General features: G+C 53.5%; 16 protein-coding genes. 2 read left to right on the top strand and 14 right to left on the bottom strand.

Annotation, left to right across the window (positions count from 1 at the left end):
• Positions 1-13 precede the first annotated feature (13 nt).
• The 11 genes from A6U95_RS20725 to acpS form a co-directional block, all read right to left on the bottom strand.
• The gene (locus A6U95_RS20725; protein ID WP_074423381.1) at positions 14-1,339 is read right to left on the bottom strand and encodes an FtsX-like permease family protein; all 1,326 of its coding nucleotides are present in this window, start codon (positions 1,337-1,339) and stop codon (positions 14-16) included.
• Positions 1,336-1,998 (bottom strand): hypothetical protein, encoded by a 663-nt coding sequence (locus A6U95_RS20720; protein WP_065685816.1) that lies wholly within the window; start codon positions 1,996-1,998, stop codon positions 1,336-1,338. Before A6U95_RS20720 ends, A6U95_RS20725 begins: the two co-directional genes overlap by 4 nt.
• Entirely contained in the window at positions 1,979-2,695 is a 717-nt protein-coding gene (locus A6U95_RS20715) for an ABC transporter ATP-binding protein (protein ID WP_241810698.1), read from the bottom strand. Before A6U95_RS20715 ends, A6U95_RS20720 begins: the two co-directional genes overlap by 20 nt.
• Positions 2,689-3,768: a hypothetical protein gene (locus A6U95_RS20710; RefSeq protein ID WP_065685814.1), complete on the bottom strand. Its 1,080-nt coding sequence runs from the start codon at positions 3,766-3,768 to the stop codon at positions 2,689-2,691. The genes A6U95_RS20715 and A6U95_RS20710 overlap by 7 nt, the downstream gene beginning before the upstream one ends.
• Positions 3,755-4,990 (bottom strand): beta-ketoacyl synthase N-terminal-like domain-containing protein, encoded by a 1,236-nt coding sequence (locus A6U95_RS20705; protein WP_065685813.1) that lies wholly within the window; start codon positions 4,988-4,990, stop codon positions 3,755-3,757. The genes A6U95_RS20710 and A6U95_RS20705 overlap by 14 nt, the downstream gene beginning before the upstream one ends.
• Positions 4,987-7,545: a beta-ketoacyl-[acyl-carrier-protein] synthase family protein gene (locus A6U95_RS20700; RefSeq protein ID WP_065685812.1), complete on the bottom strand. Its 2,559-nt coding sequence runs from the start codon at positions 7,543-7,545 to the stop codon at positions 4,987-4,989. The genes A6U95_RS20705 and A6U95_RS20700 overlap by 4 nt, the downstream gene beginning before the upstream one ends.
• Before the next feature lie 92 nt (positions 7,546-7,637).
• Positions 7,638-8,834: an aminomethyltransferase family protein gene (locus A6U95_RS20695; protein WP_065685811.1), complete on the bottom strand. Its 1,197-nt coding sequence runs from the start codon at positions 8,832-8,834 to the stop codon at positions 7,638-7,640.
• Complete coding sequence (locus A6U95_RS20690) at positions 8,831-9,154, bottom strand: phosphopantetheine-binding protein (protein ID WP_065685810.1); 324 nt, start codon at positions 9,152-9,154, stop codon at positions 8,831-8,833. The genes A6U95_RS20695 and A6U95_RS20690 overlap by 4 nt, the downstream gene beginning before the upstream one ends.
• Before the next feature lie 21 nt (positions 9,155-9,175).
• The gene (locus A6U95_RS20685; protein WP_021806448.1) at positions 9,176-9,763 is read right to left on the bottom strand and encodes a 3-hydroxyacyl-ACP dehydratase FabZ family protein; all 588 of its coding nucleotides are present in this window, start codon (positions 9,761-9,763) and stop codon (positions 9,176-9,178) included.
• A 16-nt stretch (positions 9,764-9,779) separates the two neighbouring features.
• Complete coding sequence (locus tag A6U95_RS20680; protein ID WP_065685809.1) at positions 9,780-10,535, bottom strand: SDR family NAD(P)-dependent oxidoreductase; 756 nt, start codon at positions 10,533-10,535, stop codon at positions 9,780-9,782.
• 21 nt (positions 10,536-10,556) lie between these two features.
• A complete protein-coding gene (gene acpS, locus A6U95_RS20675) occupies positions 10,557-10,925 on the bottom strand; it encodes a holo-ACP synthase (RefSeq protein WP_065685808.1) in 369 nt (122 codons plus the stop codon).
• Between the two features lie 880 nt (positions 10,926-11,805).
• On the opposite strand from acpS, the gene A6U95_RS20670 reads away from it, so the two are divergent.
• Positions 11,806-12,924 (top strand): OmpA family protein, encoded by a 1,119-nt coding sequence (locus tag A6U95_RS20670; RefSeq protein WP_065685807.1) that lies wholly within the window; start codon positions 11,806-11,808, stop codon positions 12,922-12,924.
• A gap of 6 nt (positions 12,925-12,930) precedes the next feature.
• Here the strand turns inward: A6U95_RS20670 and A6U95_RS20665 are convergent, their stop codons facing one another.
• Positions 12,931-14,649: a penicillin-binding transpeptidase domain-containing protein gene (locus A6U95_RS20665; RefSeq protein ID WP_046808264.1), complete on the bottom strand. Its 1,719-nt coding sequence runs from the start codon at positions 14,647-14,649 to the stop codon at positions 12,931-12,933.
• A gap of 255 nt (positions 14,650-14,904) precedes the next feature.
• Positions 14,905-16,830, bottom strand: a complete 1,926-nt coding sequence (mrdA, locus tag A6U95_RS20660) for a penicillin-binding protein 2 (RefSeq protein ID WP_065685806.1) — start codon at positions 16,828-16,830, stop codon at positions 14,905-14,907.
• Between the two features lie 306 nt (positions 16,831-17,136).
• On the opposite strand from mrdA, the gene A6U95_RS20655 reads away from it, so the two are divergent.
• On the top strand, positions 17,137-17,418 hold the full coding sequence (locus A6U95_RS20655) for a YjcB family protein (RefSeq protein ID WP_024530953.1): 282 nt from the start codon (positions 17,137-17,139) through the stop codon (positions 17,416-17,418).
• 54 nt (positions 17,419-17,472) lie between these two features.
• Here the strand turns inward: A6U95_RS20655 and A6U95_RS20650 are convergent, their stop codons facing one another.
• A complete protein-coding gene (locus A6U95_RS20650) occupies positions 17,473-17,916 on the bottom strand; it encodes a glyoxalase/bleomycin resistance/dioxygenase family protein (protein WP_065685805.1) in 444 nt (147 codons plus the stop codon).
• Between the last annotated feature and the right edge of the window lie 6 nt (positions 17,917-17,922).

Here is a 17,922-nt window from a genome sequence, read left to right as displayed (position 1 = left end):
TCTCCCTGAGGGTTTAAACAAAACGGAACGCTTGCGCTATAACCAGTTTCGATGCCCGGCGTGCCGGGATAATGGACGCTATCAATGCCGTCACCAGCGGCAACGCGCAGGAGAACCAGAACAGATTGAAGTCCTGATCCCACAGCACAAAAGCCAGATAGCCCTGGGTATAACCCGGTGAAGGCGGCATCGGTATGCCATTGATATTGATAAGTGCAGCGATAAGAATGCCGAAGCTGACGCTCAGCGCCGAGCCAATAATGCCAATGATGATCCCTTCCAGCACAAACAAACGGCCAATATAGGCTTGGTTAAGGCCTAGTGCGCGCAGCGTAGCGATTTCGCGGGTACGTTCGATGACGTTCATCATCAACGTGTTGCCGATCATGAACACCACGATGACGCTGACAATGGATTTGATAAACAGGAAGATCCCTTCAAATAGATTCACCACCTGATGATAGAAAATGGCCAACTCATCCCAGGAGCGCGCTTCCAGCTTGAACTGATGCTGTTCAATTAGCTGGTTGACCCGCGCCAACACGTCCTCTGTTTGGTCGGTGTCCTGCAGCATGATGATGATTTTACTGACGTCCTGGGTCTGCAACAGACGCTGGGCCGTTTGCAGCGGCATTTTGATCGCCGTATCGTCGTATTCTTTGATGCCGGACTGGAAGACGCCGCGTACCTGAGAAGACATGGCGTTTTGCCCGCCTTGCGGGTTGACCACCAACATGTCGACCCAGTCGCCATAGCCCGCGGACAAGGCGTTCGCAATACCAGAACCCAGGGTGATGTCCTGCTGCGCAACCCGCGACAGGTCGCTACCAGAAATGATTTTATCCAGCGAGCCCAGCACCAACGAGGTTAGAGGTTCGATCCCCACGCCGGTAAAGAAGGTGGAAGCCCCCTTGTCATACTGGGAAATGATGCCGGTAAACGCCAGTTGCCCGGTAATGGTGGCGATCTTCGGTGCAATCACCGGATCGGCCTGCAGGAGTTGTTTCACCTCATCGTAGTTATCGATGGTGTATTGCAGCGAATTGTTGGCCCCGCTGCTGAGGTAGCTTTGTTGATAAAGTTGAATATGCCCCAGGTTGGTGCGGATGGTTTGTTCACGCAGCGCCCAGAACGAGTAATCGACAAAACCGCCAAAGATAAACACCGCCACCCCTCCCAGGGTGATCGCCAATAGCGTCACCCCGGAACGACGGCGCTGGCGAAACAGATTCAGGAAGGTGTAACGGATATCGGTAGGTTTACGGATCGCCGTCACGATCACCACCAACAAGGCGTAAATGATAATCATGTTGGCAACCCAGAACAGGATATTCATCATAGCGGTACCTCCGTCAGCGGCTGGATGATGGCTTTGAGTTCTGCAGGCGTCCATTCAGGGGCCGTGCTGTGCTCGGACAGACGTTTTCCCTCTGCGCCCTGCTGTGCCAACGCCGCCCAGGCCGCCTTGGCATCGGCCACACGCTGGCAGCTGGCCAGGGCATGCGCGGACATCAGCGTGATCATCGGTTGCAAATCAGCGGGTACCGCCGGGGTCTGCTGCAAATAGTCCAGGTCTTTCAAGGCCACAACGCAACGGCCATGGGTGGCGGGAACAAATGCATCCATCCGCACACGAAGAAAGCGCATCTGCCAGTCGCTCTCTTCGCTTTCCGCCGCTTCATCTATGTAGAAAAAACCCAGCTTTGAGGTTTCTGCCGCACGCATGTAATTCTTCTTGGCCAGAAAACCCGTGGCCATAAACAGTTGTGCGTAGCCATAAAACATTTTGGCGATGCGGCGATCCGGGTGCTGTTGATACAAGGCTTGCAACTGGCTGGCCGCAGTGTTCAACGTGCTCATTGGTGCTTGGGAATTAACCGCCAGGATCGTCTGTAAGTTGGGGTTGTCCTGCGTTTCCTGCAAACCAGTGGCTTGCGAAAGCCCACTGACCAACACCAATAAAGTGACAGCGTAACGTTTAAGCGATAACAAAATCATTTTCCAGTTCCCCATCCCTGATTTCCAACACCCGTTTGGCCCTATCGCGCAGCGTCAAGGAATGGGTGGAAATAACAAACGTGGTTTTCAATTCCTGATTCATGGTAAGCAGCAGATCGACGATCTCCTGCCCGGTACGAGTATCCAGATTGCCCGTGGGTTCATCGGCAACGATCAAGCGTGGGCGTTTAACCAGCGCACGGGCGATCGCCACGCGCTGCTGCTGCCCGCCGGAAAGCTCGCCGGGCGTGCGTTTGTAGTGCGCCGCCAACCCCACTTTTTCGATCATGTCCATCACCTGATCCTGCGCCACGCGGCGGCTGAAGCCGTTAAGCATCAGTGGGTAATAAACGTTATCGAACACGCTCAGTACCGGCAGCAGGTTAAAGAACTGGAATACGAAGCCGATGGCATCAGTACGCAGGCAAGCGGCTTGTTGGTCATTGAGCGTGGAAAGGTCGTTACCCAGCAAATAGACATGGCCACTGGTGGGATAATCGATTCCGCCCATCAGATTGAGCAACGTGCTTTTACCACTGCCGGATGGCCCACATAACGCGATAAACTCGCCGTCATGGATTTCGCTGGTGATCGATCCCAGCGCCACAATGGCACCCGGTCCTTTACCAAAGCGTTTGCCTGCCTGTTGCATCGACACCACAGGCAAAGGTTGTGCAATATGTAGGGTGGTCATGATGTTCCCCGATAATTTGACGGTAAGTGACCGGCTTGCGGTACCCAGTTCTCCAGCAACCAGGCTCCACCCTCACCGTCGAGCACACTCAACAAGCTGTGCCCGGTGATATTGCTTTGCAGTAGATATTGCCAGGCCAATGCCGGGTTCATGCAGCCGCTGTCGCCGTAGAGTTCACTGAGCGAGACGCAAGCCAGACCGGGAGGCAACTGTTCAAACGCTTGCCGCTGCACGGCACGAAAAGACAGTGCCGGCGGTGTAACGCCCAACACGGCCTGGGTTTCCGTAGCCAGATACCGCTTACAGTGGTCAGCCAATTGCAGAGAGCGTCGTTGGGTAGAACCCGACAAGGCTTGATAATCACTCAAATGTAGAGCGACGCCCTGGCCTGGTTGCTTCTTGAGGATCAGGCAACCGACTCGCTCAACGCTGAACTGACTGTTGGCGGGGATCGGCCCCCGTTTGCTGGATGAGGGGAAGTGTTCGGCCTCAGAGAAAACCAACACCGGGAAGCTGCGGAATTGGCCACAGATGATGACGTTATCGGCCATATGACTGTTCAGGCAGTCCTGCGCCATCCGCAAAGCGCTCACCAAGCCGTTACGCTCACCGCGCAATTTGCAGGTGAAATCCTTGATGCCGTAATCCCGCACGATACCTTTGGGCAGAATATCGACGCTCAACGAGTCTCGCCAGCTGTTGACCCCTTCAAATACCGATGCTTCCCCCCAGGAATCACAATAAATAAACGCATTACGCTCATGGCGCAGGCGAAACTCCCCCTTGCTCCCCAACTGTGCCACCGCCTCAGCACAGGCCGCACTCATGTCGTTCAGCCAGCCACGATAATTGGCTTTACGCAGCGCCTCTTCAGGCAGCATTTCACTGTCAATGCCGAAACGACGGAACAACCACTGGTCGCTGCCCGCTTTGGCTTTGGCCTTTTTATGCAACCAGGCTTCCCACACGTTGTACCAGCTAGGGAAAAACCGTTGCATCGGCGTGCAGGGTTCCAGCAGGGAGAACCCCACCAGATTGATGGCCGCCGCCGGTATCACTTGTTTAACCGTGTTCATCTGCACCCTCACTGTTAGCGGAGATCACCATGGCGATGGCCGAACCATCGAGCCCGATGCCAGACTTGAGGATGTGCTGCCGTTTCAGTGCCAACGGTGGGCTATCGGCATGAACATGAATTTGCAGGCTGTCGTTAATCGGGTAACGCGTGGCCAGCGCCAGCAGACGACGTTGTTGTAACGCATCCGCCGCCAGCATCAGGTCCAGCAAACCACAGCAGCTCTCCATGTAACCGACCTGTCCCTTGTAACTGACCACCGGAACCCCGCATTTCCCCCAAACTTTTTGCAGCGCCATGGCTTCTGCCTTGTCGCTGGCGATCACCCCATTGGCATGAGGGAAAACGCAGGCGATATCCTGCGCAGTGAGCCCGGCTTCCAGCAGCGCCCGCTCAAACGTCTGGGCAATGGTGCGGAAATCCGCCGTGAAGGAACTGCTGCCCCTGGCTCCGCTGCTCTGGCAAAACACTGAGCTGCGCAATTTGACAGGCGAAGTAACGTTGCGCTGACGAGCGTGCTGCTCGCTTTCAACGATCAGCGCCACGATACCGTTGGTGGGTAGAATGCAGCTGTTATGGCTGCTAAACGGTTGTGAACCCTCTTCCCCCAGCATGTCCTGGCCACCCAGGAAGATAATGTCCTGCGTCAGCGTTTCAAACCAGCCAACGACCAGCACCAAATCAACCTCATTGGCAGCAATGGCCGAGTGGGCCAAATGGACCGCCGCTAAAGAAGAGTTGCTGGCGCAATAAAGCGAAACCGGTGGCCAACTTAGCTGATAGCTCTGAGTGAGTTGTCGCGCCAGCCGATCCTGACCGTAACTCTTGGCATGCAGCCGTTTGATTTTTGGAAATAACCGTAGCTCTTCCTGATCGTTACGCTCTTGATACCCCATAAAATCAGCGATGTCGGGGCGCTCACCATGGCCTACCAGATAAACCCGAACCCGCTTTCCCTGCAATTGATCCCTTGTAATACCAGCGCCAGCAAGCGCCTGATTGATAACCGGCTGCAGGCGGGTCAACATCACGCCTGATGGCTGATGGTCAGCAACATGGTGCGGATTGCAACTCAAACGCAGATCCTGCCATTCGCTTTCGGTGGTGAACCAGGGCTGTGTGCTGGCCAATCTGTTTTCGCTCAGGCCCTTGATCAGCGCCGGAAAATCCGGCGCATAAGCACTGGTGACGCCCCAACCACTCAGGACGACATTCTGAATCACGCCATACTCCTCAGCACCACGGCATAGTGATTGCCGCCTTCCGTTGCGCCGAGCACCAGAGCGTTACGGACGGTTTTCTTCAGCGGTTGGGTGACAAAGGCGATATCCTCCGCACAGAAGTTTTCGGTGTAAGGGATCGGCAGGATTTCACCCCGCTTCATAATCTCCGTGACCACCGCGATATTGAGGATACCGACGCAAGACTCCACCAGACCAAACCAGGCGTTGTAGTTAACAAACGGCAGGTTACGGCGAGCTTCGCCGAAGGTACTACGGATCGCCCCAATCTCAACGGCATCACGGGCGGCAGTGCCATCACTGGTGCCACAGATCAGATCCACCTCTTCCGGCTCCATGCCTGCTTCATGCAATGCCTGACGAATGGCCACCGCCATGGACTCGATCCGGGCTGGCATATCATCCTTGGCAAAGTAACTGCCATCGCTGGATTTGCCATAGCCGACAATCTCGGCGTGAATGTGGGCGCCACGATCCTGTGCATGCTGTAAATCTTCAATCAGCAACATGCCTGCGCCTTCACCTGGGATATAGCCTTTGGCATCCTTGCTGTAGATCTGGAAATCAGCCGGGTCGCGTGTCAGTAACAGATCGCTGTTCAGCGCCTGCAGGCAGATGACGAAGGTGTTCATATTTTCATCCGCCCCCCCTACAATCATCTGCGGTTGCAGATCCTGGCGGATCAACTCATAGCCATAAGTCAATGCGCCCAATCCGGCATTGATACCCGTTGCCAGCGAGGTGTTATAGCCCTTGATCCCTTCAGAAATGGAACAGAAGGTCGAAATGGCATTCATCAGCGCACCTGGAAATTCGGAGGTCCGCACTTTGGTTGGGTCTGGGAACAGGCTTTGCAGGTAGCGATCTACCGTCGAATGTGGCCCTTTGGACATGCCAAGGATCATGCCGATCGTCTGACCGTCCCGTTTGATCTTACGCCCAGCGTCATTCATGGCTTGGGTAAGGGCCAGTAAGGCAAAGGTACTGATGGTATTGGCTTTACGAGGATCAAAGCGGCGTAGTGTCTTACGGGCGTCCAATCCTTGTACCTGATGCACCCCGCCCGGTTTGTTCAGCTCACATTCCACATCCTGTTCACCGAAGCGGTTACCCATGTAGTCCGCCACTCCCTGGTTTCTCAACATGACATTGAGTAATTCACGAAATCCCTGGCGGGTATCGTCATCAAGTGCCGGTGAGAACAGTTGTGGTAGTAGCTCCTGCGCCCACATTTTTTCCAGCATGCTTTGCAAGGTGTGGCCCACGGAGCTGACCGCCCCCATGCCGGTGATCGCGACGCGTTTGGGTTGATAATGCGTTACCGGACTTTGCTCAGGCTTGACGCTGGCAATCACACAGCAGTTGTTACCGCCAAAGGCATAGTTGTTCTTCATGAACACCTTGACTTCGGCTTCCTGGAACTCGTTGGGCACATAGTTGAGATCGCAGTTTGCGCGCGGCGTAGTGAAGTTGAGCGTTGGCAGGATCTTGTTTTCCGGCAAGGTCAGGAAGCAGGCGGTCAGCTCGATGATCCCGGCGGCACCGATATTGTGCCCCACATAAGCCTTGGTTGAACTCACCGGAATATCCATGATATTCGGGAAGACCTTTTTCATGGCCAGCGTTTCGCAGCGATCGTTAGCGTCCGTGCCGGTACCGTGGGCATTGATATAAGTAATATCCTGCGGCCCGATCTCTGCGTTCTGCATCGCATGGCGCATCACCTGTACTGCTCCTTCGGCCCGTGGGTCGGGGGCCGTTTCGTGATAGGCATCGCAAGAGGTGGCGTAAGAGACCATCTCACCATAGATCGTCGCACCACGAGCGACAGCATGCTCGTATTCTTCCAGCAACAAAGCGCCTGCACCTTCGCCAACCGACATCCCTGGGGTGCCGGAGAACGGGCTGGACGGCGTACGTTTCATGGCATGGAGCGCGTAAAATCCGGCAAAGGTCGGCAGATAGACAGGCTCGGTGCCAACCACCAGCACCGTGGCATTCTTGCCGTTCTGGATCAGGTCATAGCCAATCCCCATCGCGTTGGTACTGGCCGTACAGGCGGTAGCGACCAGTTCAAAGCCCCCTTTCAGCCCCAGCAGTGAAGAGACAATGGCGCTACAGGAAGAAAAGCTGCCGGAGACCATGGCCTTCTGCAACGAGAAGCGCTCCGTCTGACGTTCAATCAGCGGCATAAAGGGCTCGGTACCGGCAGAGGAAACGCCGATGATCAGCCCGGTTTTATCCCTTAGTTCTCCGCGTGGTAACTGGCCTTGCTGCAAAGCTTCATCGCCAACCTTATAGGCCCACAGCGAAGCATTATCCATTGAGGCAACGGTTTCAGGAGGGAGATCGGGCCAACTCAAAGGCTGCATTACCTCGGAGGCGTTGGCATCCTCGAACCATTCGAGATACTTTTTACTGGGCTTGATCCCGCAGGTTTTATTCAGCAGTGCCTGTTTGAACTCGGCAACGTTAGTGGCAATGGAAGAGAGGTGACCCATACCGGTGATCACCACTCGTTTACGCGTGACTGTCATAGTGCCTTCCGTGTCAGCAAACCAGAAATCGAATGTGGGTGCGCCATGTTGCCATGGCGCAAAATAGCGTGATGCTTAAGGGGGTGTTCGGCTTACTCGTTCTCTTCTCTGAGTTTTTGCCATTCAAGCTGTTGCAGCAGATCGCGTGGGCGCGAGCTGTCGACATAACTGTGTTCAGAAGGATTAATCAGGAAGCTGTAGTTACGGGCGAAAGGCACCGCCGACGTTGTTACCGCCACCGGGCCATTAGCCGTCACCACGTGATAGCCATCAATGTCTGCCCAAGCCCAGGCGTCGGTCACGAACAAACGGCCCAGACAGGCTTGCAGATCTGCCGAATAGTCGCAGACGATCACTTCACCGATGCAGTTACCGTCAAACATCACTTTGTCGCCGCGTTGCGGGATGGCGTCCGGTTTCCCGGCAATGCTCATCCCCACGATACGGTGGCTGATGCCCTGCTCTACGCGGTCACTCAAACTTGCCAGGCCGGTGAAAGCTTCTTTGTCGTAGCGCACTGCCCATTGCATTTGCAATGCGATCGGGCAGCCGGTGTAGGCGTTGAACATACCTGGTTCCCAGCAAGGATTTTCCAGGCGCACTTTCCGCTGGTAGTTCAGCCCGCCGGTACGCATGTCATACCTTTCGCCAGCCTCCAGCATCTGGGTCCAAACGTTGGCCAGCAGATCCTGTGGCCCCATCAGTTTGTAAGAGTACTCGCCATGTTTTCCGCTGCGCAGCAGGATCAGATCGTCCTCAACGTGCATGTGTTCCTGGTATGGCAAGCCAATCACGTCCATCCCATAGACTTCAGCCAACAGTTCCCAGGCGTATGGCCCTTCAAAGTGCAACATGCCCCACTCTGGCGTTAGCGATTCGATCGAGTCGATATCCTCAAACTCTTCTTCATTGCCTGCCAGCTTGGCTCGCAGCATGTCGCACAGCGTTTCACCGCTGACCCACTCCGACAGCAACAGAAAACGTTCGTCATCACAGGCGATATACAGGTCGGTAATGATATTGCCTGCATCATCGAGGATCAGGCTGTACATGGCTTGCTCATCCCGGATCGATGAAACATCGCCGGAAACCAACTGGTTGAGCAACGACCAAGCGCTGTCACCGTTGATAGCCGCGATGCCAAAATGGGAGTAGTCGGACAGCAGAATGTGTTGACGTACCGCCTTGTGCTCCTCATCCGCTGCAAAATAACTCAGGGGAATGGCAACGCCGTTACGCTCCCCCATTACCGCCCCGTGCTGCCGATGAATGTCAGTGAGTTTGGTCATTCCTTGTCCGCTCCTGTTGCTGTTCCGTTGGTGGTTTCCCCCTGCTTGCCAATAACAAACGAAGTGAGGGTGTTGACGCTACGCATGTAGGAAGGATCGTCACCTTCTGTCACACGGATGCCGAAGATTTCATCCAGCAACACGACGACCTCGGTGGCATCCACCGAATCCAGCTTCAACCCGCTACCAAACAGCGGTGTGTCATCGTCAATCTGATTGACTTTCTGATAGAGGTTCAGGCGTTCTATTAGCCCCGTTTTGATTTTCTCCAGCACAGATTTGCGCTGTTCAATCCTTTCAATAAGCGCGATGTTGCTCATAGCGGTATTACTCCCTGTTAGTTAAACGTACATACCTTTGCCTTCAGCCAGAATGCGATCGGTACGAAAATTGACAATCCGCCCGACGCACGCCACATTCCGGCCAACCCGCGCCTCCACTTCGTAGTGGTGAAACCCGTTCATATCGGCGAACGCCAAGCGGCTGTTGACTTCAATGGTGTCGCCAGGCGCAACCATGCTTTTGTATTTGACGTCCTGAGAGGCCAGCACGCCTAACACGCGCGCCCGTTCGGCTATCACTCGTGCCGTGCCTTCTGGCGTCTGCAGCGCACGTGATACCTCATCAAATTTCTTCAACGGTTGCTGGGTTTCACGCTCATGCAACTGGCAGAAATCGTTCAGCAGACTCAGGTATTCACTAGACTGGCCGAAGATCTCGGCGATCATCACGCCAGGCATTACCGGGTTGTCTGGAAAATGCCCCGGAATATAGGATTCATTAAAGGTGACGTGCTTGATCACGGTAATCGAGCCCCTTTCCCCCGGTGAAAAGTCCACGATGCGGTCAACCATAAATATCGGTGCACGCCAGGACCCCATTTTTAGCAGCAGATTGGGCTGGACTAAGCTCTTGTTATAATTAGCCATACAACATTCCTGTCGGTTAACGCATCACCAGGCCGCCATCAGCCACCAAGGTCTGACCAACGATATAGCTGGATGCGTCTGAACTTAAGAAAGCCACCACGTTGGCGATCTCGTCGACACGACCAAGACGTTTCAACGGGATAGCAGACATTACGTTGCGCACTATCTGGCGCGGCACTTTTTTTACCATTCTGGATTCAATCATCCCCGGTGCCACGGCATTGACGCGGATCCCCTTTGAGGCCATTTCGCTGGCCAGGGTGCGGGTAAGGCCAATAATGCCAGCCTTGGCGGCGCTGTAATTGCTCTGGCCAAAGCTGGAGGTGATGCCGGATATCGAAGATATATTTACCACTGTTGAATTGCGGGCGTGACGCAATAATGGCAACAGCCGTTTGGTCATGGTAAAGGTGCCATACAGATTGACTTTGATAACCTGATCAAACTCCTCATATGTCAGCGCGGAAAATACGTTGTCTTTGTATATCCCGGCATTATTAATCAGCACATGCACCTCATGAGCCTGTTTCCCAAGCTCATTGGCCAGGCTGGAGACCTCGCTGACATCGGCAACATTACACTGCATGATATGCAGGTTGTCACCTTGCGGATGGGAGGTTTTTAATTTTCCCAAACCGCTATTATCATGATGGTAAATAGCAAAAACCTTAGCCTGCTGCTCGAGATATTTCTCACAAATGGCTAGGCCAATATCACCACTGGCGCCGGTGACAACCACATTTTTACCCCCGATGTCGGGATAGTGAGACATAGATATTCCCTTATTCTATAATTAGCCCAATGCCGCTGCGGCAATGGCATGCGATTGACAATGAGAAATACTCAGCGTGGCACGAGTCAATTTTTTCTCCTGCATCAGCCTGGCAAATTCACCGCTGAAAAAATAATAAGGGCCGCCCAACTCATCGTGTCTAATTTCGATGTTGTGGAATAAGATCCCCAGGCGGAACCCGGTACCAAGCGCCTTCACCGCCGCTTCCTTGGCAGCCCAGAAACCGGCCAACCGTTCGACGTTCTCGGCCAAATCCCCCAGAGCCTGCTGCTCTGACGGGGTTAACAAACGCTGTACCAGCCTATTGCCACTTCGCATTAATGCGGTATTTACCCGTGCGATCTCAATAATATCCACACCAAGATTCATCCTTTCTGACTCCCATCGTCAAATCCATTGAAACAGCTTCGTGTGAAAGCGACATAATATGCAGATACAATATGGCAATGATGGTAGCCCCTATAAGGCAATAATATTGCAATAGGGTGTTGTCTGCATTGCTTAACGAGAATGTTATCGCGAAATGTTTAAAACAATCAATAAAACCCCAGTAAAAAACACCGCCAATAAATAAAATAGAATATTATTCTAATTGCAAAGCCATAATGAAGAATAAAAATCCATAACACCACTTTACTTGGTCGGATGTGTTATTTTTTTATTAATTAAAGGGAATTTATTTTTGCAAGAATAATCCTGCAGGACAGGAGCATTCAAAATAACAAAAGATTTGATTGAGGTTAATTCAAGAAATAACCTGATTTAAAGTATTTTTACCTTTCATCCTATTTAAAAAATAGCGATCATTAAACTTCCACCCTCTCTAATTTATCTTGGTGACCGAAAAATGTCGGAGGGTTTCTCATCATGTCTTGCATTGAGTTGACGCATGATGTTTAAACAGGAAGCGTTTTCAAACAATAATGCACCGCTAAAATTCAAATTCAGCCCCAAAAGAACCAGTGTCAAGCGAACATCACCTTTGGCAAGCCAGGGCTTCGGGAGACACAACCTTCCTTTCCGCTTCGCTACTCATTTTTTAATCATTAATCTCTTCGGCTTAGCAGGCCAGTCTGTTACTCTGCTCGACAGAGCTCGGGCCCGGATTCACCAGCAGAATCGGTCAGGCTATGAAAACACCCTAGTCAGGCTGAAATATCAGACTTATCCATGTTAGTTTCGTAGTTTAACAAGTTGAACTGACCATACTCTGCGGTGCAGAATACGCGCAGATGAAATGGAGGTTCGGATGTACCAGATGGGAAATGTCATTAACCAGCAAATGGCGGCGATCTCGCCCCAGGTGCTGACAGTGTTGGAACAAAAGCTGGTAACGGCTAAGGAAAAGATCGCGCTGTGCCTTAACGGTATGGGGGCCTTGATCCTGCAAAAGACCCGCGACTACCTGCATCGCAATAGCAACTCTCTCCGTTTCCGCCAGTTGGTCGGGCGTACTCCCCCCTTCGAATTGCCTTTTCTGGATGAAGCACTGGGCAAATTCAGCCCAGCATTGCTGACGATGGTGCTTGGCCACAAAGTGAAGCACCTCACCCAGCTGTTTGTCAGCTTTTATGTGCTGGAAAAACAGGTCGCTGAGCGGCTGTTTTCCGTGGCCTCCGCGGTGGTGTTTGGCCTGTTGGGCCAATATCTGCGCCAACGTTCCCTACAATCACCGTCGTTAAAAGGCTGGCTCGAGTGGCAGTTGCCGCAGATTGCCGCAGCCCAACCAACGGCGGTGCTCAACCAGCTACCTGCGCTTATCCCAGCCGATCCGGCCGTTTCCCGCACCGGATCGCTGGTGCCCCCCAAACGCCGTATCTGGCCGTGGCTAATGCTGTCGCTGCTATTGGTATCGCTGCTGTTCTCACTACGCGGTTTTAGCGTGTTACAACCCATGCAGGCCAGCGGCCAGAGCGATGTGACCTACCGCCGGTTGGCCGATGGCAAGCAGCTCCTGCTGTCGCAGCGTAGCGTCGAGAATCTGCTGATCACCTATATTGAGAGCAATGCTCCCACGAGCGAAAAGCGTTGGTTTACGCTGGATCGTCTGCAGTTCGATACCAACCGCACCAAGTTAACCCCTGCATCACAGGAACAGCTGAGGAATATCGTCGATATTCTGCGTGCTTACCCGGATGTGGAGATCCAACTGGGGGGATATACCGACAAGTCGGCCAATGAACAGATGGACCGGCGTTTATCGCAGGATCGTGCCGATGCCGTACGCATGGCATTGGTAAAAATGGGGATTGGGGAAAGCCGTATCAGCGCAGAAGGTTACGGCTCGGCTTACCCCTTGGTGCCTAACGATAGCGAAGCCAATCGTGCCAAAAACCGCAGAATCGATCTGCGGGTGGTTGAGAAGTAATACCTCTCAGCCCTTGGCTACCGCCACCACCTTCAACGGCTGAGCATCCGGCAGGATATTCATATGCTCCAACACCTGGGCCATAATCTTGCCAAATACCGGCCCCGCCACCGAGCCACCAAAGTGTTTGCCTGCCTTGGGGTTATTAACCATAACCACCAGGGCCACCTGCGGATCGCTGGCCGGTGCCACGCCTGCGGTGTAGTTGATATAACCCCCATCGTACTTGCCGTTTGGCCCCATCTTCTCAGCAGTACCCGTCTTGATTGCCAAGCGATAGCCAGGCACTGCGGCACTGAGGCCGCTTCCCCCAGGCAACGCATCGCTCTCCATCATGTGCACCACGGTTTTTACCACCTCGGCGGACATGACTTGCTGCCCCATCACCGGCGGCGTGACTTTAGTGATGGAAAGTGGGCGATAAACACCGAATGAACCGATGGTGGCATATTCACGCACCATCTGCAGCGGCGTGACGCGCAAACCGTAGCCAAAGGAGAAGGTAGCTCGTTCAATATCGGCCCAGCGCGCGCGGTGAGCGGGCAAATAGCCACTACTTTCGTTACCAATCCCCAGATCGGTTGGCCGCCCAAGGCCAAAACTGCGATAAACGGCAGGCAACACCGTGGCAGGCAGCGCCAACGCAATATGCGAAACCGCAATATCGCTGGATTTTTGCAGCACGCCGGTAATGGTCAGTTTCGACCAATGGCCCACGTCTTTGATCAGATGGCCGTTCACCGTATAAGGCGTAGTATCCAGCACGGTATCTGGCCGGATCAGCTTGTGATCCAACCCCACCATCACCACCACCGGTTTAACCGTCGAGCCGGGTTCAAAGCTGTCGCTGCTGCAGACATTATGTATGTCTTTCACCGGCGTATTGGCGTAGTTGTTAGGGTTGAAAGAGGGATAGCTGGCCATACCTAGGATCTCACCGGTATTCACCTTCACCAGCACAGCACAGCCGGAATCGGCCTGGTTGGCGATCACCCCATCGCGGATCTGGGAAAACAGCACGTACTGAATAAATTTGTCGATGCTTAACGTCACGTTCGGTGGCGGCACTGGGTCAACGCTTTTAATCACGCCGATGACCGCACCGCTGCCGTCTTTCTGATAAACGCGCAGGCCGTTTTTACCCTGCAACAACGGATTGAAACCCAACTCAATCCCTTCCAGCCCCTGATTATCCTGCCCCACAATGCCAATCAGCCCGGCGGCGTCTTGCCCCATGGGATAGAAACGGCTGAAGTCCTGCTCGGTGCTAACGCCGGTCAGGTGCAGCTTGCTGATATAGGCCGCATTGTCATCCTCCACCTTGCGAGCCAGATAGACAAAGCGCTTACGAGCGTTGGCCTGGATCAGATGCTGAACATCAGCAAGCGGCATTTTCAACACGTTGGCCAAACTCTGCCAGCGCTCGGTGCTGGTATCGGTCTGGGTGTCGAGGATATGTTTGGGGTCCAACACGATATCTTTGGAAGAAACGCTGACCGCCAGCGCCGCATCATTACGGTCGGTGATCATCGCTCGGTTGGTGGGCACCACCTGGGTACGAATGGAACGCTGGTCAGCCTGATCGGCCAACTGTTGGTGTTCCAGCAACTGTAAATAGCCGACCCGGAACATCAAGAGAAAAAAGCAGACCAAGATGCCCGCGCAAATCCAGCCAAAACGCGCCGTCGAGTAGTTTTTACCGTTTTTCTTGGTTGGAGGAGCCACTGTTAAGCCTACGTTTTTAAACTGATTATTTATCAGCTAAGTCTAACCTGAGTCAGATTGCCTGAAGGTTGCAGTTTGTAAGAAAGTAAAAACAAACGCTTTTTTGTTGCTTTAATTTTACAGCTGTTTAAAACAGTCACTTAGGGATCGTCATTTGACTGAATGGCGATAAGGTGGCGGCACACGTTTTGCGGCCACAAAAAAACCTGCTTTCGCAGGCTTATTGATTTTATTATTGTAGTGAGGAATACGCGTTTAATGTTGCACATCGTCACTGTCTCCCAGATGCGTTAGGCTACCGTCGTTATCCCCCGGCGTAGGCGCATTGGTCGGGTCGAAAATATGGTCCAGGATTGCCCTGGCCGTTGGCCCTGCAACTACGCCATCCCCACCCCCGTTCTCCAGAATTAACGCCATCGCCACCCGCGGGTTTTTATACGGCGCAAACAGGGTATAGAAGATATGGTCACGCAGGCGTACCGGGATCATTTTGGCATTGTAAGTCTGGTTTTCTTTCAGGCTGAAAACCTGTGACGTCCCCGATTTGGCCGCTATCTGGTAGGGCGCGGTATGGAACAGTTTATACCCGGTCCCGTTAGGCAGGTTCGCCATGCCATACATACCGTTGCGCACAATCCCCCAATACGGCGATTTGGCCTCTCCAATCTGTACGGCCTGCTCTGATGGCTGATAGCGTTCGACTTCCCGGCCCTGCTTCATCGAATACAGCAGATGCGGCGTTTTCACCCTGCCGCTGTTGATCAGCGTGGTCAGTGCTTTCACCATCTGGAGCGGCGTAGCGACCCAATACCCCTGGCCAATACCCACCGAGATGGTATCACCTTGGTACCACCCTTTTTTGTGTACCCGCTGCTTCCATTCCCTGCTCGGCAGAACGCCGCGATATTCCTCGTTTAGATCGATTCCCGTCGCCTTGCCATAGCCAAACTGGCTTAGCCACTGATGGATCCGGTCGATCCCCATCTCATAGGCAACCTGATAGAAGAAGGTATCGGCCGACTCCTCGATCGCCTTGGTGACGTTCAGCATGCCGTGCCCGGTTTTCAACCAGTCGCGATAGTGCCGCTGCGTTCCCGGCAAGGTCCAGGTGGGTGCACCAAAGAAAGTGGTGGTTGGGGTGATGACCCCGGCAAACAGTGCCGATACCGCCATATAAGGTTTTACCGTTGAGGCTGGCGGGTATAGCCCCTGCGTCACGCGGTTAATCAGTGGTAAGTCCGGGTTGCTGAGCAGCGACTTGTAGGCCTGATAGCCAATACCTTTGACGAACGGGTTGGGGTCGTAACTAGGGCTGGAAACCATCGCCAGAATGCCTCCGTCGCGCGGATCGGCGACCACTACCGCCGCCCGTTGTCCTTTGAGCAAGCCTTCGATGTACTGTTGCAGGTGCAGATCCAGCGTCAGATAAATATCTTTGCCCGCCTGGGGCGGCTGTTCCTTCAGCAGGCGAACGATACGCCCGTGGTTATCCACCTCCACTTCCTGATAACCAGTGGTGCCGTGTAGCTCTTTCTCGTAATAGGCTTCCAGCCCCTGTTTGCCAATATTGTGGTCGGCCGCATAGTTTTGCGCTAATCCCTGCTGCTCCAGCTTTTTAACATCGTTATCATTAATGCGCGAGACATACCCCACCACGTGCGCCAACTGTGCCCCGTAAGGATATTGCCGCTGCTGGTAGGTCTCGATGGTTACACCGTCAAAGCGATACTGGTTTACCGCAAAACGAGCCACCTCGGTTTCACTAAGTCCGGTCTTCAGCGTGACGGGCTTGTAGCGGCTATTGTGGTGCATATCGTCACGGAATGAGGCGATGTCATCCGGCGTCAGATCGACGATAGGCGTCAGGTTTTGCAACAGCGTTGCCATATTGGCAATCTTGCTGGGGGTCACTTCAATCTGATACAGCTGTATGTTGCGCACCAGCGGGATGCCGTTGCGATCGAAGATCAGGCCACGATGAGGAGCAATCGGCAGCATCTTGATATCGTTCTGATTAGAGCGAGTCTGGTAAAACGCATGCTGTTTGATCTGCAACTGATAAAGGTTGTAAACCAGCAAGGCAAAACAGGCGACGACCAACACCATCGCCACGCAGGCACGGCGAATGAACAACGTTTCTTCGGCGGGATGGTCACGGAAAGGATCTTTTAATTGGGCCATGCGCGGAGTCTTACCTGCCTGACTGATAGCTAAAAAGGGTGCGAAAAGCCGGCCAGCATAGCGTTAATAACCCTGGAGCCACATTAAAAGGTTGCTAATGATTTGGCATAAATGTTTCAACATATTGGAATGTTGCTGTGATTTGTCAGACAGGCCATGACGACTATTGAGACACCAATTATTCCGATGCTACAATGTGACGCAGATCACACCAACAACCTAAACCACCGTCTATCAATGCGCATTCTTCCCCAGAGTCTGATACCAGGAGATGGATGCGGCGTTTGTAGCAAAGGATCACCACCGATGAGTACCATAGCCACTGGCTTTATTATGATGCGCTGGGAATTGCTGAGCGCAGTGATGATGTTTCTGGCCAGCCAACTGAATGTGGTGTGCCGCAAAGCCAGCCGTAACGGCATGGCGTTTGTGTTCAGCAGCCTGGGGCTGTTCACTAGCTGCTGGTTTGTGATGGGGCTGATGGGTATGTCCTTCAACCTGGCTGGCATTATGCATTTCTGGGCCTCTTTCAAGGACGTCTTCATCGATGTCATGAGCCAAAATCCGACCGCCTTCCCCTTGCCATAACCACCGTTCTTGGCACCATCCGCCGATGGTGCTGTGCCATAGGTAGCCAGTGGGTTATGGGTTAGCCCGCATCCAGGGTGTTAAAGTCACGCCAACCAGCAAGCCTTCCGGGCTTAACAGACGGGTGACGCTCTGGCCCCACGGTTCCAAACGGTTGGCTACCAGCAGTTGATAGCCTTGATCCAGCAGCGTTTGGGTGGCCTTCGCCATATCCGCCACGTCAAACTCCATCCACGCCTGCGGCACCGGTAAATCTTGTGGCCACTGATCCTGACCAAAACAGGATTTGGCAGCCTGCGCCAAAGGCCACAACGCAAAGTGCTTCACCCCGGCCAAGGCATCGTGCTCGGTCAGCAGATAGTCCTCATTCCCTTCCATTGGCTTGAGCGGCAACCCCAGCGCTTGCTGATAAAACGCGGCACTTTGGCTGGTGTTTTGGGTGATCGGGCCAAAACCCGCGACAAAAAGTACCTCAACACCACAAAAGGGTTGTTCCATATCCTT

Source organism: Serratia sp. 14-2641 (assembly GCF_001692375.1).
GTDB classification, from domain to species: domain Bacteria; phylum Pseudomonadota; class Gammaproteobacteria; order Enterobacterales; family Enterobacteriaceae; genus Chania; species Chania fonticola_C.
This window is presented reverse-complemented; position numbering and strand designations above follow the sequence as displayed.